This window comes from Nocardioides humi, from assembly GCF_006494775.1.
Taxonomy (GTDB): domain Bacteria; phylum Actinomycetota; class Actinomycetes; order Propionibacteriales; family Nocardioidaceae; genus Nocardioides; species Nocardioides humi.
Genome location: NZ_CP041146.1, coordinates 4,455,941 through 4,476,515 on the forward strand (window position 1 = coordinate 4,455,941; position 20,575 = coordinate 4,476,515).

The following is a 20,575-nucleotide window of genomic DNA, read 5'->3' on the forward strand; positions in this document are numbered from 1 at the left end:
CAGGCCACCGACATCGGCCTGGTGCCCGCGATGACCGTCCGCGCCCCCTGCTCATGGTCAAGGAGCTCGCACCCGGCGACGCCGTCTCGTACGGTCACCGCTGGGTCGCCGAGCAGCCGACCACGGTCGGCCTGGTCCCCGTGGGGTACGGCGACGGCATCCCGCGCCACGCCACCCGGCCCGGCGCGCCCGACGCCGCCGCGACCGTCGCCATCGACGGCAAGCGCCGCCCGATCCGCGGCACCGTGTGCATGGACCAGGTCGTCGTCGACCTCGGCGGCGACCGCCCGCCGCTCGGCAGCGAGGTCGTCGTGTTCGGCCCGCCGGGTGCGGGCGGCCCGACCGCCCAGGACTGGGCCGAGGCGTGCGGGACCATCAACTACGAGATCGTCACCAGGATCGGGGGCCGGATGACCCGCCGCCACGTCGACAGCGAGGCCGAGCGATGAGCCGCCGGAGCCGGGTCGTCGGATCGCTGGCGGGGGCGCTCGGCGTCGCCGCCGCCGGTACGGCGGCCGTCGGGATCCTGCGCCAGCAGCGGGCGATCAGCCGCCGCGCCGGCGAGGAGATCCCGTTCGGGACGCTCCGCTCCCCGGCGGTGACGGTCGTCGCCGACGACGGCCTGCCGCTCCACGTCGAGGTCGACGAGATCGAGCGGCCGTCGCGGCGCACCAAGGGCCACCCACCGCCCGTCACCGTCGTCTTCGTCCACGGCTTCTGCCTCAACCTCGACTGCTGGCACTTCCAGCGCGCGGCCTACCGCGGCCTGGTCCGCGCCGTCTACTACGACCAGCGCTCCCACGGCCGCTCCGGCGACTCCGACCGCGCCCACTCCAATATCGACCAGCTGGGCCGCGACCTGCGCACCGTCCTCGACGCGGTCGTCCCCGACGGTCCGGTCGTGCTGGTCGGGCACTCGATGGGCGGCATGTCCATCGTCGCGTTCGCCGAGCAGTACCCGGAGCTGATCGGCGAGCGCGTCGTCGGGGTCGGCCTGATCTCCACGACCGCCGGCGGCTTCGACCCGACCCGGATCCTGCTCCCGATGGTCCCCGCCCGGCTCGCCGGCCCGGTCGCCAAGGGCGTCGTCCGCACGCTGCACCGCGGCTCCCGCGCGGTCGACTCGGTGCGCCGCGCGGGGAAGTCGGTCGCGACCGTCGCCACCGACCGGTTCGCCTTCGGCGGCGACGTCCCGCGCGGGTACGTCGAGTTCGTCGACCAGATGCTCGCCGCCACGCCGTTCGAGGTGCTCGCCGACTTCTTCCCGCACTTCTCCGGGCTCGACAAGTTCGACTTCGTCGAGGTCCTCGGCCGGGTCCCCACCTCGGTCGTCTGCGGCACCGCCGACCGGCTGACCTCGATCGGGCACTCCCGCAAGCTGCAGTCCCGGATCCCCGGGTCGCGGCTGCTGGAGTGCGAGGGCGCCGGGCACATGGTGATCATGGAGCGCCACGAGCTGGTCAACGCCGAGCTCGACCAGCTCATCACCGCGGCCTCGGCGAGGGCAGCGGCCCGATGACGACCGAGATCAGGCGCGTCGGTCCCGAGGCCGCCGCGGAGGTGCTGGCCGTGGTCCGGGCCGCGTTCGCCGACCGGCCGGCCCTCGACCCGCCCGCCGACGCCCTGGGGGAGACCGAGGAGTCCATCGCCGCGATGCTCGTGCCCGGCGGCGGCCTGCTGGTGCTCGACGACGGCGTCGCCGTGGGCGCCGTGGTCCTCGATCCGGTCGGCGACCCGGTCGAGGCCGTCTACCTGCGCCGGTTCGGCATCGCCCCCGCCGCCCAGGGCCGCGGCCTGGCGCACGACCTGGTGCGGGCCGGACTGGCGGAGGCCGACCGCGCGGGCGCCCGCCGGGTGGTCATCCTGGCCCGCGAGGAGCTGCCCCGCACCGCCGGGTTCTGGCGCGACATGGGCTTCACCGAGACCGCTAGGCACGCGCCGTACGTCGAGATGGCGCGCCCCGCCCCCGTCACCGTCGACGTGCCCAGCGCCGACGCCATGCGCGACCTCGGCCGCCGCCTCGCCGGCCACCTGGCCGGCGGCGACGTGCTCGTCCTCAGCGGCGAGCTGGGCGCCGGCAAGACCACCTTCACGCAGGGGCTCGGCGAGGGTCTCGGCGTCCGCGGCGGCGTCACCTCGCCGACCTTCGTCATCTCCCGCGTGCACCCCCCGCTCGGCGACGGGCCCGCCCTGGTCCACGTCGACGCCTACCGGATCGGCGGCCGCGCCGAGCTCGACGACCTCGACCTCGACACCGACCTCGACGAGGCCGTGACCGTCGTCGAGTGGGGCACCGGCCTCGCCGAGGGCCTCTCCGACGCCCGGCTCGAGGTCCGGATCGCCCGCGCGACGGCACGCACCGACGTCGACCCCGAGGCCGACCCGCGCGTGGTCGAGATCGACGCGATCGGCGCCCGCTGGCTCGGGGTGGACCTCCGCCCGATCGGCTGACCCCGACGGGACTTTCGTCCCGGCGGGGTGCGGGATTCCGTCCTTGGGGCGATGGCCCGGACGGGGTGGTCGAATCTGTCCGTACACCCGTGCCGCAGCACCTCCTCCGATTCGTACGTTCATGACGACGAATCATGGGGAGGAAAAACGATGCGTTCGATGCGGATGCTGTTGCTCGCGGCGCTGGTGGTCGGCGGGCTGTGCCTGGTGGACGGCCCGGCCGTCGCCGGCGAGGGGAACGCGCGGCCGGGGCTGGAGCGCCCGGCGCTGAAGCACGCGGCGAAGGCCCGCGCGGTGGTGTTCAAGGGCCGGGCCAAGCCGCGGTCGGTGGTCCGGCTGCAGGCCCGCGGCCCGTCGTACTGGAAGACGGTCGGGAAGACCCGCGCCTCGAAGAAGGGCGCCTTCAAGATCCGCGTCCCGTACCCGGAGACGCCGAGCACCTACCGCGTCGTGTCCCGGGGCAAGGTCAGCCAGACCCGCAAGGTGGTGCCGCCGGTCCAGCCGGCGACGCCGAAGCCGCCCGCGCCGAGCGACGCCTGCGGCGTGCAGCCCGAGCGTGCCGAGGGCGGCTACTACTCGTGCACCTTCCGCGACGACTTCGACGGCACCACGCTCGACCGCAGCAGGTGGATGGTCCAGGAGACCTCCTTCAGCGGCATGTACGGCGGCAGCAAGGGCTGCTACGTCGACAACGACCGCACCGTCCGGGTCGACTCCGGACTGCTGCTGCTGACGTCGACCATCCTCGACGAGGAGTTCCTCTGCCGCAGCCCGTACGGCTCGTTCACGACCAACGCCGAGGTGTCGACCGTCGCCACCCGCTCGCAGTTCGTCCAGACCTACGGCCGGTTCGAGGCCCGGATCAAGATGCCCGCCGAGGCGGGCATCCCCGGCTCCCACTCGGCGTTCTGGCTCTATCCGCAGGACCAGGCCTACGGCCGCTGGCCCGGGTCGGGCGAGGTCGACATCGCCGAGTGGTTCAGCGGCCTGCCGGGCAACGTCTACCCGTCGGTGCACTACGCGGGCGAGAACACCGCGCTGAGCTCCGGCTACAACTGCCGGATGCCCACGTCCAGCACGGAGTTCCACACCTACGCCGTGGAGTGGACGCCGAGCATCATGCGGTTCTACTACGACGGCCAGCTCTGCTACAGCCACTCCTGGACGCCGACCGGGCTCAGGGCGCCCCAGCCCTTCGACCAGCCGTTCTACATCGTCCTCACCCAGGTCTGGGGCCTCGGCTGGAACACCCGCACCGACGCCATGCCGGACACCTCCACGCTCGTCGTGGACTGGGTGAAGGCCTGGCAGTGAGCGATCCGCGCGGGCGGTAGCCTCGGCACCGTGCTGCTCGCCTTCGACACCGCCTCGCCGACGGTCACCGTCGCGCTCCACGACGGGAGCGACGTCGTCGCCGCGGCGACCTCGCCGCAGGCCATGCGCCACGGCGAGCAGCTCGCGCCGCTGATCGAGCGGGTGCTGGCCGAGGCGGGCGCCCGCCCGGCCGACCTGACCGGCATCGCGGTGGGCGTCGGGCCGGGGCCGTTCACCGGGCTCCGGGTCGGGCTGGTCACCGCCCGCACTATGGCCCACGTGCTCGGCGTACCCGTCCACGGCGTGTGCTCGCTCGACGCGCTCGCCCTGGAGGCGGCCGCGAGCGGCGAGGTCACCGGGGACTTCCTGGTCGCCACGGACGCCCGGCGCAAGGAGGTCTACCTCGCGTCGTACGACGCCGGGGGGAGGCGCCTCGACGAGCCGGTCGTCGACAAGCCGGCCGTGCTCGCCGCGCGCGCCGCCGGGCTCCCGGTGGTCGGCGAGGGGGCCCGGCTCTACCCGGACGCCTTCCCCGACGGGCGCGGGCCGGAGCGGCCGAGCGCCGCGTGGCTGGCCCGGGGGTGGCCGAGGGCCGGTTCGCGATCCTGGGGCCCGAGCCGCTCTACCTCCGGCGCCCCGACGCGGTCCCGTCGCTCCGTTGAGCACGACCGTCCGCGCCGCGACCGCCGCCGACGTCGCGGCGATCGTCGCGCTGGAGGCCGAGGCGTTCCCGCTCGACCCGTGGTCGGATCGCCTCGTGGGCGAGGGCGTCTCCGGCACCTTGCCGACGGTCCGCTTCGTCGTCGCGGAGCGGGACGGCGGGTTCGCCGGGTACGCCGTGGTGAGCGTGGTCGACGTCGACGCCGAGCTGCAGCGGATCGCCGTGCCGGTGCCGCTGCGCCGCGCGGGCGTGGCGACGGCGCTGCTGGCGGCCGTCCACGCGGTGGCGGCGGAGGGCGGCGCGCAGCGGCTGCTGCTGGAGGTGCGCGAGGACAATCTGTCGGCCCGCCTGTTCTACGAGCGGCACGGGTTCGCCGAGCTCGGGCAGCGGCCGCGCTACTACCGCGACGGGACCACGGCGCTGGTCCTCGCCGTGGCGCTGTGACGGACCTCGATCAGGGCACGAGGCGGGACGGGATCACGGTGACCTCGAAGGGCGCCGAGGCCGTCCACTCCTCGTCACCGCTGATCGCGGCGACCGCCTGGTAGCGGCCCTCCCGGAGCTCCCAGACAGTGAGGCTCACGTCACCGTCGGGATCGACCACCCAGTACGACGGCACACCGGTCCGCTCGTAGATCGCCTTCTTCTGCCGCAGGTCGCGGCGGCGGGTGGTGGGGGAGAGGATCTCGATCGCGAGCAGCGGGGCACCGACCAGGCCCCGGTGGTCGAGCAGGGCGGGATCGACCACGACCAGGTCGGGCTCCAGCACCGAGAAGTCCTTCTCCAGCTCCACGTCGAACGGCGCGTGGTAGAGGTGCAGGTCGCGCGGACAGTGGGTCTTCAGCAGCACGACCAGGCTGACCGAGATGTACTGGTGCCGGGGAGCCGGCGCGGCGGACACGACGATCTCACCCTCGACCAGCTCGTAGCGCCTGCCGTCGTCCGGCATCGCATCGAGATCCGCCCGCGTCGCGGGTCTGCCGAGCGCCGGTGTCGTCATGATCACCATGGTGCATCACTCCTGTCGGGTTCGCATCCGTCATGCCGGCATCCTGCATTCCGGGGCCGACCTTCGGTGCCCGCGTGGACAGGCCCTGTGGACAACCGGCTTCGGGCGCGCCCTGTGGACGAGAAGTGGCCACTGCCGGCCCATCGGGCAGGATGAGGCTGTGAGTCAGGACGAGCCGCTGGTGCTGGGCATCGAGACGTCGTGCGACGAGACCGGCGTCGGCATCGTCCGGGGCCGGACGCTGCTCGCCGATGCCGTGGCCAGCAGCGTCGAGGAGCACGCGCGGTTCGGGGGCGTCGTACCGGAGGTGGCGAGCCGGGCGCACCTCGAGGCGATGGTGCCGACCATCCAGCGCGCCTGCGACACCGCCGGGGTGGCACTGACCGACGTGGACGCGATCGCGGTCACCCACGGCCCCGGCCTCGCCGGTGCGCTGCTCGTGGGAGTCGCGTCCGCCAAGGCGCTCGCGCTCTCGCTCGACAAGCCGATCTACGGCGTCAACCACCTCGCCGCCCATGTCGCGGTCGACCAGCTCGAGCACGGCCCGCTGCCCGAGCCGTGCCTGGCGCTGCTGGTCTCCGGGGGCCACTCCAGCCTGCTGCGGGTCACCGACATCACCGGGGACGACGGCGGCGTGGACCCGATGGGCGCCACCATCGACGACGCCGCGGGCGAGGCCTTCGACAAGGTCGCACGGCTGCTCGGCCTGCCCTTCCCCGGCGGTCCCCACATCGACCGGGCGGCCCGCGAGGGCGACCAGGTCGCCATCGACTTCCCGCGCGGCCTCACCGGCCGGCGCGACCTGGAGCGGCACCGGTTCGACTTCTCCTTCTCCGGGCTCAAGACCGCCGTCGCCCGCTGGGTCGAGGCCCGCGAGCGCTCCGGCGAGCCGGTGCCCGTCGCCGACGTCGCCGCGTCCTTCCAGGAGGCCGTCTGCGACGTGCTGGTCCGCAAGGCGCTCGACGCCGCCTCCTCCGAGGGCATCGAGGACCTGATGATCGGCGGCGGCGTGGCCGCCAACTCGCGGCTGCGCGCCCTCGCCGAGGAGCGGGCCGGCCGGCTGGGCATCCGGGTCCGCGTCCCGCGCCCGGGCCTGTGCACCGACAACGGGGCCATGGTCGCCGCCCTCGGCGCCACCATGGTCGAGCGCGGCCGGAGGCCGTCCCCGCTCGACCTGCCCGCCGACTCCAGCCTCCCCGTCACCGAGGTGCTCGCGGGCTGACGCCGCCGCTCAGAACGGCTCGACGAGCAGTGCCGTGCCCTCGCCCGCCACCCGGGTCAGCACGACGGTCGCCTCGGCGTCGCCGGACAGCGCCAGCCGCCGGCGCAGCGCCTCGGGGGTGACGTCCACGCCGCGCTTCTTGATCGTCAGCCGGCCGACCCCGCGCTCGCGCAGCGCCGCCTTGAGCTGCTTCTCGCGGTAGGGGAGCTCCTCGAGGACCCGGTAGCCGCGCGCGAACGGCGTACGGAAGGCGTCGTCGCCGGTGACATAGGCGATCCTCGGGTCGACCAGGCCGCCCGCGACGCCCGCGGCGACGGCGGTGACCAGGCCGGCGCGGATCACGGCGCCGTCGGGCTCGTAGAGGTACGCCCCGACCGCGCGGACCCCGACCGCGTCGGCACCCGGGTCGTCCTCGTCGGTGAGCGTCGCCAGGCCGCCGGGGCCGATCACGGTCGCGCGCCGGGCCACGGTCGCCGTACGCCCGGCCCAGAGCGCGGCCTCCTTGACCTCGCCCTCGTCGCTGACCCACTCGGCCTCGACGCCGTCGGGCACCAGGGCGTGGGGGATGCCGGGCGCGACCTTGACGCACGCGTCGCGGGCGAGCAGCCCCTGCACCCAGGTCCACGACGGGGTCCAGTCCTCGACCCGGAAGCTGCGCCCCGCGCCCGAGCGCCGGGCGGGGTCGGCGAAGGCCAGGTCGAAGCCGCGGTGGTCGACCTCGGTCGCGTCGGCCACCTGGACGGCGCCCGGCAGGCCCAGCGCGGCGAGGTTCGCCTCCGCCACCGCCACCCGCACCGGGTCCAGGTCGACGCCCGCGCACACGATCCCGGCCGTGGCCGCCGCCACCAGGTCGCCGCCGATCCCGCAGCCGAGATCGATCAGCGTCCGCGCCCCGAACGCCGCCGCCCGGCCGGCCCGGTGCTGCGCGACCCGCAGCCGGGTCGCCTGCTCGAGCGCGTCCGGCGTGAAGTACATCCGCGGCGCCAGGTCCGCGAACTTCGCCGCCGCCCGCTCCCGCAGCTCCACCTGGGTGAGCGCCGCCGCCGCCCGCTCCGGTGTCGTCGTACGACGCAGGGCGGAGGCCGCCGCGAGCGGCCCGCCGCCCTCGGCGACCAGGGCCGTGGCGTCGGCGAGCAGTGCCTGCCCCTCGTCGGTCAGCAGCCACCGGAAGTCGTCGAGGTCCACGCCCCGATCCTGTCAGAGGGCGCGGCTAGGGAGACGCGCCCTAGCTCGTGGAGACGAGCTCCTGCTCCGGCTCGTCGTCGCGCTTCTCGTCGCCGTGCCCGGGCCACCAGGCCGCGTGGCCGATGAGGGCGGTCAGCGCGGGGGTGAAGAACATCGACATCACGAAGGCGGCGACGAAGATGCCGAACGAGAGCGCGAAGCCCATCGAGACGATCAGCGTGTTGCCGCCCAGCATGAGGGAGGCGAAGGTGCCGGCGAGGATCACGCCCGCCGCGGCGATCGTCGGGCCGGCGTGCTTGATCGCCTCGGCGGCGGCCGCCCGCGGCTCGCGTCCCTCGCGGGCCTCCTCGCGCAGCCGCGCGATCATCAGGATGTTGTAGTCGGTGCCGAGCGCCGTCACGAACAGGTAGATGTAGATCGGCAGCATGAAGATCAGGCCGGGCTCGCCCTGGATGTGCTGGAACACGATCACCGTCGCGCCGAGGGTGGCGCCGAAGCCCAGGCCCACCGCGGCCATGAGATACCACGGGGCCACCAGGCTGCGCAGCAGCAGCGCCAGGATCAGCATGATGATCAGGGCCGCCACCGGGAAGACCACGGAGTAGTCGCGGGCCATCGCCTTCTGCAGGTCGGCGAAGACCGACGGGGTGCCGCCGACATAGGCCTCGGTGCCGTCGGGGGCGTTCTGGTGGGCAGCGTCGCGGATCGGTCCCTTGACGTCCTCCAGCGCCTGGTCGGAGACCGGGTCGCTGTCGAGGATCAGGGAGAACTGGTAGGCGCTCCCGTCCTCGGACGCCACCCCGGGTAGGCCTCGTCCACGCCGTGGGCGTCGGCCAGTGCCGACCGGAAGGACTCCAGCTGCGCGTCGTCGAGCGTCGTACCCTCCTCGACCGAGAGCAGGACCGGGACCGGCTCGCTCGCGCCGGCGGCGAAGTGCTCCTGGAAGGTGGTCAGGCCCTCCGTGGACTCGACGTCCTTGGGCAGGCTGGAGTTGAAGTCGAAGGACGCGTTGAAGCCGAGCGCGAAGACGGCGAGCGCCGCGAGCACCGCGCCGGACGCGCCGACGAAGGCGACCGGACGGCGGCCGACGGCGTCGCCGATCCGGCCGAACCGGGAGCCGGTGGGCTCCTCGCGCCACTTGCGCGACGGCCAGAACAGCGCCTTGCCGAGCAGGGTGACCACGGCCGGCACGAGGGTGAGCGCGGCGAGGAGGGTCACGGCGACCGCGATCGCGAGCGCCGGGCCGATCGCGCGGAAGATGCTCAGCGAGCTCAGCACGAGGGCCATGAAGGCCACGATCACGGCGCCTCCGGCGGAGGCGATCGCCTCGCCGGCCCGCTCGAGGGCGTGTGTGACGGCGGCTCGGGTCTCCGCGCCCTGCCGCATCCGCTCGCGGTAGCGGAACAGGAAGAACAGGATGTAGTCGGTGCCGATGCCGTAGAGGACGACGATCAGGATCACCTGGATCGAGGAGTCGGCCTTGAGGTCGAACATGTCGTTGGCCCAGGCGATCAGGCCGGTGGCGACCATCGACACGATGGTGACCACGACGATCGGCATCAGGCAGATGATGACGCTGCGGAAGATGATCGCGAGCAGCACGATGATGAGCACGATCGTGGCGCCGCCGACGATGGCCATCGTCTGCTCGGTGGACTCCTGGGAGTCCAGGCCCTGGAGCACCGAGCCCGTCGACTGGACCTTCAGGTCGGTCCCGTCGACGAGCGGCTTCAGGTCCTCGCGGAGGTCCTTGCCGTCGTCGATGGCCTGGGTGTCGAAGCCGGTCGCGCCCTCGGCGAGGCCGACGATCGCGATCTGGACCAGGCCGTCGCCCGAGACATTGGGCTGGCCCGTGGCGTCGGTGGTGAAGATCGTCGGCACGAAGGTCTCGGTGCCGAGCTTCGGCCCGAGCTCGGTCGTGATCTCGCCGACCGCGGCCTGGTCGTCGGCGGTGAGCTCCTTGCCGTCCTTGCGCTCGAACACGAGGATCGCCGCCGGGGTCACGGCGCCGGGGAACTCGTCGGCCTGCAGGGTCGCGGCCTTGATGGACTCGTAGTGGTCGGGCAGGAACTCCGACTGGTCGCTGGTGGATTGCAGCGCCGGAGCGGTCGTGATGACGACGACGGCGAGCACCACCCACACGCCGATGACGTACCAGGGATGACGGGACACGAGGCGGCCGAGGGCACCGAACATGGAACAGAACGCTAGTCGCCGGGACCGACAGGGAGTCAACCGACTTTGGTAGGGAGCGGCGTCCTCGGCAGATCGGAACCGGACCGCTCTGGCACTCCCGTGCGGAGAGTGCTAGTTTCGTCATTGGCACTCTCACCGCGAGTGTGCCAATGCAGGACACACTGACAGTCTTAGAAAGTGGAGGTCGACATCGTGTCGGTCAACATCAAGCCGCTCGAGGACCGGATCGTCGTCAAGCCTCTCGAGGCCGAGCAGACCACCGCCTCTGGTCTGGTCATCCCCGACACGGCCAAGGAGAAGCCGCAGGAGGGCGAGGTCCTCGCCATCGGTCCCGGCCGCATCGACGACAACGGCAACCGGGTCCCGCTCGACGTCGCCGTGGGTGACAAGGTCATCTACAGCAAGTACGGCGGGACCGAGGTCAAGTACTCGGGCGAGGAGTACCTCATCCTGTCCGCCCGCGACGTGCTGGCGATCGTCGGCTGACCATCCGGCTGACAGCCCACTGATCCGCCCGGGGCGTCCCTGACGCCCCGGGCGGCAGGCTTTCCACCACCCAAGGAGAAGCAGTGCCCAAGATCCTGGAGTTCGACGAGAACGCCCGGCGTGCGCTCGAGCGCGGCGTCGACGCCCTCGCCAACACCGTCAAGGTGACCCTCGGCCCCAAGGGTCGCTATGTCGTGCTCGACAAGAAGTGGGGCGCGCCGACCATCACCAACGACGGCGTGACCGTCGCGCGTGAGGTCGAGCTGGACGACCCGTTCGAGAACCTCGGCGCCCAGCTCACCAAGGAGGTCGCGACCAAGACCAACGACGTCGCCGGCGACGGTACGACGACCGCGACCGTGCTCGCCCAGGCGCTGGTCCACGAGGGCCTGCGCGCGGTCGCCGCCGGCGTGAACCCGATGGGCCTCAAGCGCGGCATGGACGCCGCCGCCGAGGCGGTCGGCAACGCCCTGAAGGACGCCGCCCGCGACGTCGACGACACCCAGGACATCGCCTCCGTGGCGACCGTCTCCTCGCGCGACAGCCACATCGGCGAGCTGCTCGCCGAGGCCTTCGACAAGGTCGGCAAGGACGGCGTCATCACGGTCGAGGAGTCCAACACCCCCTCGACCGAGCTCGAGTTCACCGAGGGCATGCAGTTCGACAAGGGCTACATCTCGGCGTACTTCGTCACCGACGCGGAGCGCCAGGAGGCCGTCCTCGACGACCCGTACATCCTCATCCACCAGGGCAAGATCGGCGCGATCGCCGACCTGCTGCCGCTGCTGGAGAAGGTCGTGCAGAGCGGCAAGCCGCTCTTCATCCTCGCCGAGGACGTCGAGGGCGAGGCGCTCTCGACCCTGGTCGTCAACAAGATCCGCGGCGCGTTCAACGCCGTCGCGGTCAAGGCCCCGGCGTTCGGCGACCGCCGCAAGGCGATCCTGCAGGACATCGCGGTGCTCACCGGCGCCCAGGTCATCGCGCCCGAGGTCGGCCTCAAGCTCGACCAGGTCGGGCTCGACGTCCTCGGCCAGGCCCGTCGCGTGGTGATCACCAAGGACAACACCACGATCGTCGACGGTGCCGGCGACCAGGCCGAGGTCACCGCTCGCGTCGAGCAGATCAAGAAGGAGATCGAGGCCTCCGACTCCGACTGGGACACCGAGAAGCTCCAGGAGCGGCTGGCCAAGCTCTCCGGCGGCGTCGTGGTGATCAAGGTCGGCGCCCACACCGAGGTGGAGCTGAAGGAGAAGAAGCACCGGATCGAGGACGCCGTCTCCGCGACGCGCGCCGCGATCGAGGAGGGCATCGTCCCCGGCGGTGGCTCCGCGCTCATCCACGCCGTCGCCGCGCTCAAGGGCGACCTCGGCCTGACCGGTGACGAGGCGGTGGGTGTCCGCATCGTCCGCAAGTCCGCCGAGGAGCCGCTGCGCTGGATCGCCGAGAACGGCGGCCAGAACGGCTACGTCATCACCAACAAGGTGCGCGAGCTCGGCGTCGGCAACGGCTACAACGCCGCCACCGGCGAGTACGGCGACCTGGTCGCCCAGGGCGTCATCGACCCGGTCAAGGTCACCCGCTCGGCCCTGGCCAACGCGGTCTCCGTCGCCGGCATGCTGCTGACGACCGAGACCCTGGTCGTCGACAAGCCCGAGGACGAGGAGCCCGAGGCGGCCGGTCACGGCCACGGGCACGGTCACGGCCACTGACCCGGCGTAAGCTGACCCCGAAAACGCGTCGACCCGGCGCATCCTTACCTTGCGAGAGGTAAGGATGCGCCGGGTCGGCGTCATTTCGGGGTGAGGATGCGCCGGGTGGGTGTCCAGCCGAAACATCGGTGATCGCGCGGCGTGACCTGCGTCCGGCATAGTGGGGCCCATGCTGTGGCGCGTGCGAGCCGGACTGCCCGACCGCCCCGGGGCGCTGGCCGAGCTGGCCGCGGCCTGCGGCCGGGCGGGGGTCAACATCCAGACCGTGCAGGTCTTCCCCGAGGGGACGTCGGTGACCGACGAGCTGGTGCTCCAGGTCCCGCAGGACTGGACCCGCGACCGGGTGCACGACCTGCTCGCCCAGGCGGGCGGCCAGGCGGTCGCGGCGACGCCGGTCACGACGGCCGCGCTCGAGGACCAGCCCACGCGGTACGTCCAGGCGGTGCGGGCGATCGTCGCCCAGCCGGCGAGCTTCCCGGACGTCGTCGCCCATCTCTTCGACGCCGACGTGACGCCGAGCGACGGGGCGGAGGACGTGCTGGAGATGACGGTCGGCGGCTCCGCCACCATCCAGGTACGACGCGACACGCCCTTCACCTCGATCGAGCGCGCCCGCGCCTCGGCCCTCGCCGAGCTCGTCGGCCAGGTGCTGGACGCGCAGGCGCCGCCGGCCCCGCACCAGCCGGGCGCCGGCGACCCGGAGTTCGTGACCTCGGGCGCGGTCGTCTCGGCGCTGGCGGGCGGCAAGGTGGCCGGCCGGGCCGAGTTCACCCCGGCCGAGGGCGAGGAGCCCTGGCCGGTCGACCTGTGGGTCGACCCGGCCTGGCACCGCCGCGGCGTCGGGACCCGGCTGCTCGCCGACGTCGCCCGTGCCGCGCGCTCGGCGGGCGCGGAGGAGATCGTGCTGACCGCGCCGTCGGACACCCAGGCGGTGCTCCCGATGGTGCTCGCCGCCGGGATGCGCGGCCGGATCCGGATGGCGGGGGAGTCGCTGACCGTGCGGATCGCGCTCTCCGACCTCCGTCGCTGAGCCCCCGGCCGTCGTACGGCGGTGTGGCGGAGCCGACACCCGCCACGACTTTGTGAACGCATTCACAAGCGTTACGGTCGAGGGGTGCTGACCGCCGACGTCGTCACCGCCCTCACCCGTCTCGCGACCGAGGCCGAGCCCGCCGGGCTGCTGCCGGCCCGGGAGCAGATGGCCCTGTCCCTCGGCTGGCACATCGTGCTCGCCTGCTTCGGGGTGGCGTTCCCCGCGATGATCTTCGTGATGCACCTGCGCGGCATCCGCCGCGACGACCCGGTCGCCCTCGGCCTCGCCAAGCGCTGGGCCAAGGTGTCGGCGGTGCTCTTCGCCATCGGCGCGGTCTCCGGGACCGTCCTCAGCTTCGAGATGGGCCTGCTCTGGCCCGGCCTGATGGGGACGTACGGCGACGTGCTCGGCCTGCCGTTCGCCTTCGAGGGCCTCGCCTTCTTCCTGGAGGCGATCTTCCTCGGCATCTACCTCTACGGCTGGGGCCGGATGCCCCCGAAGCGGCACGTGCTGATGGTGCTGCCGATGGCGATCACCGGGATCGTCGGCGCCTACTGCGTGCTCGCCGTCAACGCGTGGATGAACGTGCCGACCGGCTTCCGGGTCGTCGACGGCGAGGTGACCGACGTCCAGCCGTGGGCGGTGCTCTTCAACCAGCACGCCTTCCTCCAGTTCGCCCACATGTGGGTCGGCGCCTACATGCTCGTCGGCTTCTCCATCGCCGGCGTGTACGCCGTCGGCATGCTCCGCGGCCGCCGCGACGCCCACCACCGGCTGGGCTTCATGGTCCCGTTCGTCTTCGCCTCGGTCGCCGCGGTCACCCAGCCCTTCGTCGGGCACGTGCTCGGCCTCGGCCTCGACGAGCGCCAGCCCGCCAAGCTCGCCGCCTTCGAGCTCGCCGAGACCACGGAGAGCCCCTCGCCGCTGCGGCTCGGGGGAGTGCTGGTCGACGGCGAGGTGAGGTGGTCGATCGACATCCCGCGGCTGGGCTCGCTGATCGCCATGAACTCGCCGGACAGGCCGGTCCCCGGCCTCGACACGATCCCCGAGGAGGACCACCCGCCGGTCAACCTGACCCACCTGGCCTTCCAGACCATGGTCGGCATCGGGACGCTGCTGGCGGCCGCCGTCGTCCTCTTCTGGTACCAGCGCCGCCGCGGGCGCGACCTGCTGGACAGGCGGTGGTTCCTCCGCTTCGCCGCGGCCGCCGGCCCGCTCGCCGTGATCGCGCTGGAGGCCGGCTGGGTCGCCACGGAGGTGGGCCGCCAGCCCTGGATCGTGTACGACGTCATGCGCACCACCGACGCCGTGGGTGACTACACCGCCAGCCTCTGGTGGCTGCTCGGCATCAGCACCGTCGTCTACACGGCGATGACGGTCGGCGCGGTCGTCGTACTCCGCTCCATGGCCCGTCGCTGGCGCGCCGGCGACGCCGACCTCCCCAGCCCGTACGCGCCCGAGGTCCACGCCCCGGAGGCCTCCTCATGAGCCTCGAGCTCGCGGTGGCCGCCGCGCTCTTCGTCGGCGTCATCGCGTACGCCGTCCTCGGCGGCGCCGACTTCGGCTCCGGCTTCTTCGACCTCACCGCCGGCAGCAGCCGCCGCGGAGCCGAGCTGCGCACCCTCGTCGACCACAGCATCGGCCCGGTCTGGGAGGCCAACCACGTCTGGCTGATCTACGTCCTCGTCATCTGGTGGACCGGCTTCCCGGAGTCCTTCGCCGCCGCCATGTCGACCCTGGTCCTGCCGCTGCTCCTGGCCCTGCTCGGCATCGTGCTGCGCGGCGCCAGCTTCGCCTTCCGCAAGTACGCCGCCACACTGGCCCAGGCGCGCCTGTTCGGCGTCGTCTTCGCCACGTCCTCCATCATCACGCCGTTCTTCCTCGGCACCGTCGCCGGCGGCATCGCCTCCGGCCGCGTCCCGATCGACGGCACCGGCGACCGCTGGTCGTCCTGGCTCAACCCCACCTCGCTGTTCGGCGGGGTGATCGCCGTCGGCACCTGCGCCTTCCTCGCCGGCGTCTTCCTGGTCGCCGACGCCCGGCGCAGCGGGCAGGAGCGGCTGGCCGAGGAGCTCCGCGTCCGCGCCCTCGCCGTCGGCGCCGCGACCGGCGTCCTCGTGTTCGCGGCCCTGGTGCCGATCGACCACGACGCCCCCACCCTGGCTGCCGGCCTGGAAGGCCGCGCGGCGCCGTTGGTCGTGCTCGCCGGCCTCGCCGGCCTCGCGACGATGGTCCTGCTCTGGCGGAGGAGGTACGCCGTCGCCCGGATCACCGCCGTCCTGGCCGTCGCCGCGGTGGTGTCCGGGTGGGGCGTGGGGCAGTACCCCTGGCTGCTGGTCGACGAGGTGACCATCGCCGACGCGGCCGGCGCCACCGCGACCCTGCAGGGGCTGCTGGTCGCGGTGGGCCTGGCGGTCGTGGTCGTCGTGCCCCCGCTGGCGTACCTGTTCCGGCTCACCCAGTCCGAGGCGTGGTCCCGCTCGGACCACTAGATCCTGCGTGGGTCTGGCGCAGCTCCCGGTCCGGCGGGTGGTTGCCCAGCCGCCACCCGCCGAGCGGCAGCTCGAGCGCCGGCGCAGGCCCCCAGGAGCCGACCGCGTAGGTCTCGACGGGAGGCCGGCGGTCGAGCACCGGCTGGAAGATCTCCCACAGCCGGTCGACCTCCTCGGAGCTGATGAACAGCGTCCGGTCGCCGCGCATCACGTCGAGCAGCAGCCGCTCGTAGGCCTCCAGCGGGTCGGCGCCGGGCACGTCGCCGACGAGGTCGAGCCGGAACACGCCCTCGACGAGCGCCATGTCCGGTCCGGGTCGCTTCGCGCGGACGTCGATCGCGATCCGCGGCTGGTCGGCCAGCTCGATGACGAGCTCGTTGGGCTCCGGGGTCCCGCCGCCCTCGGGCTTGAGCCAGCGGTGCCGGGGGTCGCGGAACCGGACCGTGATGGTGCGGCGCCCGTCGGCCAGGGCCTTGCCGGTGCGCAGGTAGAACGGGACGTCGCGCCACCGGTCGTTGTCGATCCAGACCTCCGCGGCCACGAACGTCTCGACCTGCGAGTCGGGCGCGACGTCCGGCTCGTCGCGGTAGCCGTCGTACTGGCCGAACACGACGCGCTCGGGGTCGATCGGGCGGACCGCCGAGAAGGTGGCGGCCTTCGCGGCGCGGATCGCCGAGGCGCGGAAGGCGTGCGGGTCCTCCAGGGCCACGAAGCCCAGCAGCTGGGCCAGGTGGGTGGTCACCATGTCGCGCAGGCAGCCGGTGCCCTCGTAGAAGCTGCCGCGGCCCTCGACCGTCAGCTTCTCGGGTACGTCGATCTGCACCGACTCGATGGTGTGGCGGTTCCAGGCCGGCTCGAACAGGCCGTTGGCGAAGCGCAGCGCGAGGATGTTCTGCACCGCCTCCTTGCCGAGGAAGTGGTCGATCCGGAACACCTGGTCCTCGGTGAACGCCGTCGCCAGCACGTCGTGCAGCTCGCGGGCGGTGGCCAGGTCGGTGCCGAACGGCTTCTCGGTCACCAGCCGCGAGCGCGCGACGAGGTCCTCGCGGTCGAGCATCCCCACCATGCCCTTGACCGCGCCGGGCGGGACCGAGAGGTACAGGAGGCGGCGTACGTCGCCCAGCAGGCAGCCGCACGTCGCGAGGACCCGGTCCTCGGCCTCCGCCACCGCCGCGGCCAGCTCGCTGCCGTCGTCCGCGGACGACGTGACGAACCGGGTCCGCTCCAGCAGCGGGCCGGCCACCGCCTCGTCGACGTCGCCGACGAACTCGGCCAGCGCCTCGCGCACCTGCTGTCGGAAGTCGTCGTCGCTGCCGGGGGAGTGGCGGCCGCTGCCGATCACCTCGAAGTGCTCGGGGAGGCGCCCCGCGGCCGCGAGGCGGTAGAGCCCCGGGAACAGCTTGCGGGCGGCGAGGTCGCCGGTCGCGCCGAACAGGACGAGGACGTGCGGGGCAAGGTCCGAGCTCACCCTGTCAGCCTCCCGGATGCGTCAAGGGGCGCCGAGGTGAGGCGGATCTTGTCGACAAGATGTCTGGAAAAGGGTTAAGGTGAGCCTTGCCTAATTCGCGAGCGGTCTCGGGTCCTGCTCGCTCCTCCGCCCGTCCCGAAAGGACCTCCGGTGACCTCGTCGTCGTCCGGGTGGGGTGCTCTGGCGCGCCCACCCCTCGTGCTGCTGACCATGCTCTCCCTGCTGATCCCGCCCCTGCTGCTCACCGCGCCGCCGGCCCGGGCTGCCGAGGGTGACGACACGGCCGTCGCCATCACCGACGGCACGGTGGTGTGGGGCGTGCGCGCCTCCTTCCGCAACTACATCGGCGCGGACGGGGTGACCGTCTCCGACGGCCTCACCCAGAACGACGACGGCGAGTTCGTCTTCGACGTCGCCGAGGGCAGCTACGACCCCGACAGCCACGCGCTGCACCTCGACCTCTCCGGCACGGTCGGCTTCAACGCCCACGGGGGTGCGCTGGACATGACGTTCAGCAACCTTGAGGTGGACATCGACGGCGACGTCCAGGCGATCACCGCCGAGGTCGTGTCGAAGACCCTGGCCGGCGAGGTCGTGGACTACGGCCGCGTTCCGCTCGCCGATCTGGACATCGCCCCGACCACGCCGACGGTCGGTGCCGAGCGCACCACCTGGACCGACCTGGCGGCGACGCTGACGGAGGACGCGGCGCCGGCCTTCGCAGGCTTCTACGCGACGGGCGCCGCCCTCGACCCCGTGACCATCGACTACGACGGACCAGGCGGGAAGCCGGTCGTCACCGCCGAGCAGGTCGTGTCGTCGGGCGCGCCCCAGTACGAGCGCGCCGGCGAGATCGACGGCCTCGCGCAGGTGACGAACGTCGTCGCCGACGCGCAGCGCGGCGTGCTGCACGTGCAGCACCTGCCCGCAGGAGGCTCCGTGCCCGTGCTGCAGGCCTACGACCACGAGACGCTCGCCCCGCTCGAGACCGCCACGATCGAGGCCGCGAACGGCGGCTATCCCGGCATGGTCCTCGACTCGGAGACCGGTGCCGTGCTGATGGCCGCGAGCCAGGACGTCGTCGTCTACGCCTACGACCCCGACGCCGGCTACACGAGCTCCGTGGTCGCCCCGGGCATCGGGACGGTTCATGAGATCTCCTTCGACAGCCGCTACGACCGGGTGATCGTCCTCGGCTCCGACGGGCTCGCGCTCCTGACCGCGTCCGCCGGTCAGCCCGGGTACGTCGCGCAGACCTACACCGGTCTCCGGTTCGAGGGCCGCGAGTCGGTGGCCGCGCGCACCCGGACCAGCCTGGTGACGACCTCCGCGGGGGCTCCGCCGACCTTCGGCAACGGCGCACGACTGATCACCCTCGCCACCGCCACCCTGACCATGACCGCCGTCGCCCTGGACGGTCTCGCCGACCCGAGGTCGATGCAGCCGGGAGTGTTCGACCAGCCCACCATGGCCTTCCGGGACAGCCGTGGCGTGTGGCTCTCGGCGTACAACGGCGACAAGGTGAGGCTCGTGTCGGTCGACGGTCAGTGGACGGGCGGGGGTTGGTTCGGGGCACCAGGTGGGGCGTTCCTCGCCGAGCGCACCGAGACGTCGAGCGACTCGGTGCTCATGCTCGACTACTCCGCCCGCAAGTTCCGCGTCTGGAACGGTGACGGCTGGACCGACGTCAGCGTCCCGGGGCTGGGCTCGAACTCCTTCTCCAACTATCTGGGTGCCGACATCGGCACCGACCAGACCGTCTTCGTCGCCAGCACCACCGGCGACGATCGCGTGCTGAAGTACCGGATGACCGGCCTGGCGCCGGTGGCGTCGACGTCGCCGACCGGTCAGGTGATCCGCCTCGGCGAGGACGACGTCACGCAGGACGTCACGTTCACGACGGCGTTCACCGGTGCCGACGCGATCCGCTGGCAGACCCGCGGCAGCGCCTCGGCGAAGTGGGCCGACGTCCCTGACGCGACCGGCGAGACGCTGACCTGGTCCGCGACGAGCGAGGACAACGGTCGGCAGTTCCGGGTGCTCGCCACCAACGGCCAGGCGACCAGCGCCTCGGCCGTGGCCGACCTCACCGTCGAGTTCTTCCCCCGAGTGGCGGCGCAGCCCGACAGCGTCACGGTCGCCGAGGGCGAGGACGCGCTGTTCAAGGTGATGCCCTCCGGCTTCCCCTACCCCACGATCACCTGGCAGCGCCGGGTGGCCGGCTTCTGGGAGAGCATCAGCGGCGACGACGAGAACGTGGAGATCGACGGCGGGTTCCTCACGGTGCTCGACACCGATGTCGAGCAGACCGGCACACGGTTCCGTGCCCGCCTGTCCAATGCGGTCGGGACCACCTACACCCGCCCTGTCGAGCTGACTGTCGCCGAGCCGTCGAGGGTGCGCCGCGAGATCAGCGGCGGCACGGTGACCTGGGGTGTCAAGAAGTCCTTCCGCGACTACCTCGCCGGACCGATCGCCCACGGCACCACCACCGTCTCCGACGAGGTGACCCAGAACCCGGACGGCACCTTCGCCTTCCCGGTCACCGGCGGGTGGAGCGACCCGGCGAACGGCACGGCCGAGGTGCGGCTGGGCGGCAGCGTCCGGTTCGCCGGCCACGACGGCCCGCCGACCTGCGCCGCCGAGGACTCGCCCTGCCTGGAGCTGACCATCGCCAACCCGGTGCTGCGGCTGGACGGCGGGACCGGCGTCCTCGTCGCCGACGTGACGTCCAAGGACGAGACGACCCACGAAGTGGTCGCGTACCCCGCGGTCGAGCTGGCCGACGTGGACGCCGCCGGTGCCTGGCGCGTCGCCGGCGACCGGATCACGGCCCGGCAGCTGCCGGCCGCGCTGACCGGATCCGGTGCGGCGGCGTTCGCTGGCTTCTACGAGGCGGGCGCGGCGCTCGACCCGATCTACCTCGACGGCGTTCTCGGCGCCGAGATCACCGACCCGGTCGTCACGCCGCCACCCACCGTGACCGCGGCCGCGGTCGAGCTCGACTGGCGGTTCAAGAAGGCCAAGGTACGCGCGGGCAAGCGGGCCGTGATCCGGCTGGACGCCCGGCTCGTCGGCGCCGCGGGACACCCGACCGGCCAGGTCGTGGTACGCGAGGGCGGGAAGGTGGTCGCCACTGCTCACCTGGCCCGGGCCGAGAACGGCAGGCTGAAGATCAAGCTGCCCCGCCTGGCCAAGGGCCGGCACTTCCTGCGTCTGGAGCTGGCGGGGAACGCCACGCAGGAGCCCGCCCAGACGGCGTACCAGAAGCTGGTCGTGCGCAAGCGCCGCTAGCGCGAGCCGCGCTCACGGCCTGCCTGGGACCGGGCAGGCCGTGAGCGCCGTCACG

General features: G+C 72.7%; 17 protein-coding genes and 1 pseudogene. 13 read left to right on the forward strand and 5 right to left on the reverse strand.

Features of this window, described 5'->3' with window-relative positions; genetic code table 11:
* The first annotated feature begins 53 nt into the window (after positions 1 to 53).
* The 6 genes and pseudogenes from FIV44_RS33680 (at position 54) to rimI (ending at position 4,870) form a co-directional block, all read left to right on the forward strand.
* Positions 54 to 449: an alanine racemase gene (locus tag FIV44_RS33680; protein ID WP_342778916.1), complete on the forward strand. Its 396-nt coding sequence runs from the start codon at positions 54 to 56 to the stop codon at positions 447 to 449.
* On the forward strand, positions 446 to 1,519 hold the full coding sequence (locus FIV44_RS21660) for an alpha/beta fold hydrolase (protein ID WP_141006249.1): 1,074 nt from the start codon (positions 446 to 448) through the stop codon (positions 1,517 to 1,519). Before FIV44_RS33680 ends, FIV44_RS21660 begins: the two co-directional genes overlap by 4 nt.
* On the forward strand, positions 1,516 to 2,451 hold the full coding sequence (tsaE, locus tag FIV44_RS21665; protein WP_141006250.1) for a tRNA (adenosine(37)-N6)-threonylcarbamoyltransferase complex ATPase subunit type 1 TsaE: 936 nt from the start codon (positions 1,516 to 1,518) through the stop codon (positions 2,449 to 2,451). Before FIV44_RS21660 ends, tsaE begins: the two co-directional genes overlap by 4 nt.
* A 150-nt stretch (positions 2,452 to 2,601) precedes the next feature.
* On the forward strand, positions 2,602 to 3,765 hold the full coding sequence (locus tag FIV44_RS21670) for a glycoside hydrolase family 16 protein (RefSeq protein WP_181410754.1): 1,164 nt from the start codon (positions 2,602 to 2,604) through the stop codon (positions 3,763 to 3,765).
* Between the two features lie 30 nt (positions 3,766 to 3,795).
* Positions 3,796 to 4,284 (forward strand): annotated as a pseudogene (gene tsaB / locus FIV44_RS21675) (tRNA (adenosine(37)-N6)-threonylcarbamoyltransferase complex dimerization subunit type 1 TsaB); the annotation flags it as partial.
* 139 nt (positions 4,285 to 4,423) lie between these two features.
* Positions 4,424 to 4,870 carry a ribosomal protein S18-alanine N-acetyltransferase gene (gene rimI, locus FIV44_RS21680; RefSeq protein ID WP_141006252.1) on the forward strand — a complete coding sequence of 149 codons (447 nt, stop codon included), beginning with the start codon at positions 4,424 to 4,426 and terminating at the stop codon, positions 4,868 to 4,870.
* A gap of 10 nt (positions 4,871 to 4,880) precedes the next feature.
* On the opposite strand, the gene FIV44_RS21685 is transcribed toward rimI, so the two are convergent.
* Complete coding sequence (locus tag FIV44_RS21685; protein WP_219996132.1) at positions 4,881 to 5,426, reverse strand: Uma2 family endonuclease; 546 nt, start codon at positions 5,424 to 5,426, stop codon at positions 4,881 to 4,883.
* A 169-nt stretch (positions 5,427 to 5,595) separates the two neighbouring features.
* Here FIV44_RS21685 and tsaD point away from each other — a divergent pair, with 169 nt between their 5' ends.
* Positions 5,596 to 6,657 (forward strand): tRNA (adenosine(37)-N6)-threonylcarbamoyltransferase complex transferase subunit TsaD, encoded by a 1,062-nt coding sequence (gene tsaD / locus FIV44_RS21690; RefSeq protein WP_141006254.1) that lies wholly within the window; start codon positions 5,596 to 5,598, stop codon positions 6,655 to 6,657.
* A 9-nt stretch (positions 6,658 to 6,666) separates the two neighbouring features.
* Here the strand turns inward: tsaD and FIV44_RS21695 are convergent, their stop codons facing one another.
* Genes FIV44_RS21695 through FIV44_RS21700 form a run of 3 tightly spaced genes read right to left on the reverse strand, consistent with a single transcriptional unit; the run spans position 6,667 to position 10,038 of the window.
* Entirely contained in the window at positions 6,667 to 7,842 is a 1,176-nt protein-coding gene (locus tag FIV44_RS21695) for a class I SAM-dependent methyltransferase (RefSeq protein ID WP_141006255.1), read from the reverse strand.
* Positions 7,843 to 7,882: 40 nt separating this feature from the next.
* The gene (locus FIV44_RS32540) at positions 7,883 to 8,641 is read right to left on the reverse strand and encodes an MMPL family transporter (protein ID WP_246086538.1); all 759 of its coding nucleotides are present in this window, start codon (positions 8,639 to 8,641) and stop codon (positions 7,883 to 7,885) included.
* Positions 8,602 to 10,038 (reverse strand): MMPL family transporter, encoded by a 1,437-nt coding sequence (locus FIV44_RS21700; protein WP_246086539.1) that lies wholly within the window; start codon positions 10,036 to 10,038, stop codon positions 8,602 to 8,604. Before FIV44_RS21700 ends, FIV44_RS32540 begins: the two co-directional genes overlap by 40 nt.
* A gap of 192 nt (positions 10,039 to 10,230) precedes the next feature.
* On the opposite strand from FIV44_RS21700, the gene groES reads away from it, so the two are divergent.
* From groES to FIV44_RS21725, 5 genes are all read left to right on the forward strand, one after another.
* A complete protein-coding gene (gene groES / locus FIV44_RS21705; RefSeq protein ID WP_141008001.1) occupies positions 10,231 to 10,524 on the forward strand; it encodes a co-chaperone GroES in 294 nt (97 codons plus the stop codon).
* An 83-nt stretch (positions 10,525 to 10,607) separates the two neighbouring features.
* On the forward strand, positions 10,608 to 12,233 hold the full coding sequence (gene groL / locus FIV44_RS21710; RefSeq protein WP_141006256.1) for a chaperonin GroEL: 1,626 nt from the start codon (positions 10,608 to 10,610) through the stop codon (positions 12,231 to 12,233).
* Positions 12,234 to 12,402: 169 nt separating this feature from the next.
* On the forward strand, positions 12,403 to 13,263 hold the full coding sequence (locus FIV44_RS21715) for a GNAT family N-acetyltransferase (RefSeq protein WP_246086540.1): 861 nt from the start codon (positions 12,403 to 12,405) through the stop codon (positions 13,261 to 13,263).
* An 84-nt stretch (positions 13,264 to 13,347) separates the two neighbouring features.
* A complete protein-coding gene (locus FIV44_RS21720; protein ID WP_246086541.1) occupies positions 13,348 to 14,754 on the forward strand; it encodes a cytochrome ubiquinol oxidase subunit I in 1,407 nt (468 codons plus the stop codon).
* The gene (locus tag FIV44_RS21725; RefSeq protein WP_141006258.1) at positions 14,751 to 15,758 is read left to right on the forward strand and encodes a cytochrome d ubiquinol oxidase subunit II; all 1,008 of its coding nucleotides are present in this window, start codon (positions 14,751 to 14,753) and stop codon (positions 15,756 to 15,758) included. Before FIV44_RS21720 ends, FIV44_RS21725 begins: the two co-directional genes overlap by 4 nt.
* Here FIV44_RS21725 and zwf read toward each other — a convergent pair.
* A complete protein-coding gene (gene zwf, locus FIV44_RS21730; RefSeq protein WP_141006259.1) occupies positions 15,721 to 17,226 on the reverse strand; it encodes a glucose-6-phosphate dehydrogenase in 1,506 nt (501 codons plus the stop codon). The two genes, FIV44_RS21725 and zwf, sit on opposite strands and share 38 nt — an antisense overlap.
* A gap of 150 nt (positions 17,227 to 17,376) precedes the next feature.
* Between zwf and FIV44_RS21735 the strand changes: the two genes are divergently transcribed.
* Positions 17,377 to 20,520 (forward strand): HtaA domain-containing protein, encoded by a 3,144-nt coding sequence (locus FIV44_RS21735; RefSeq protein ID WP_141006260.1) that lies wholly within the window; start codon positions 17,377 to 17,379, stop codon positions 20,518 to 20,520.
* Positions 20,521 to 20,575: the final 55 nt, after the last annotated feature.

What these genes read in the sequence shown, in the direction of transcription:
- tsaE (WP_141006250.1), top strand. Translation starts at nt 1,516, where the DNA reads ATGACGACCGAGATCAGGCGCGTCGGTCCCGAGGCCGCCGCGGAGGTG.
- FIV44_RS21725 (WP_141006258.1), top strand. Translation starts at nt 14,751, where the DNA reads ATGAGCCTCGAGCTCGCGGTGGCCGCCGCGCTCTTCGTCGGCGTCATC.
- FIV44_RS21670 (WP_181410754.1), top strand. Translation starts at nt 2,602, where the DNA reads ATGCGTTCGATGCGGATGCTGTTGCTCGCGGCGCTGGTGGTCGGCGGG.
- FIV44_RS21715 (WP_246086540.1), top strand. Translation starts at nt 12,403, where the DNA reads ATGCTGTGGCGCGTGCGAGCCGGACTGCCCGACCGCCCCGGGGCGCTG.
- FIV44_RS33680 (WP_342778916.1), top strand. Translation starts at nt 54, where the DNA reads ATGGTCAAGGAGCTCGCACCCGGCGACGCCGTCTCGTACGGTCACCGC.
- FIV44_RS21700 (WP_246086539.1), bottom strand. Translation starts at nt 10,038, where the DNA reads ATGTTCGGTGCCCTCGGCCGCCTCGTGTCCCGTCATCCCTGGTACGTC.
- FIV44_RS21685 (WP_219996132.1), bottom strand. Translation starts at nt 5,426, where the DNA reads ATGACGACACCGGCGCTCGGCAGACCCGCGACGCGGGCGGATCTCGAT.
- FIV44_RS21660 (WP_141006249.1), top strand. Translation starts at nt 446, where the DNA reads ATGAGCCGCCGGAGCCGGGTCGTCGGATCGCTGGCGGGGGCGCTCGGC.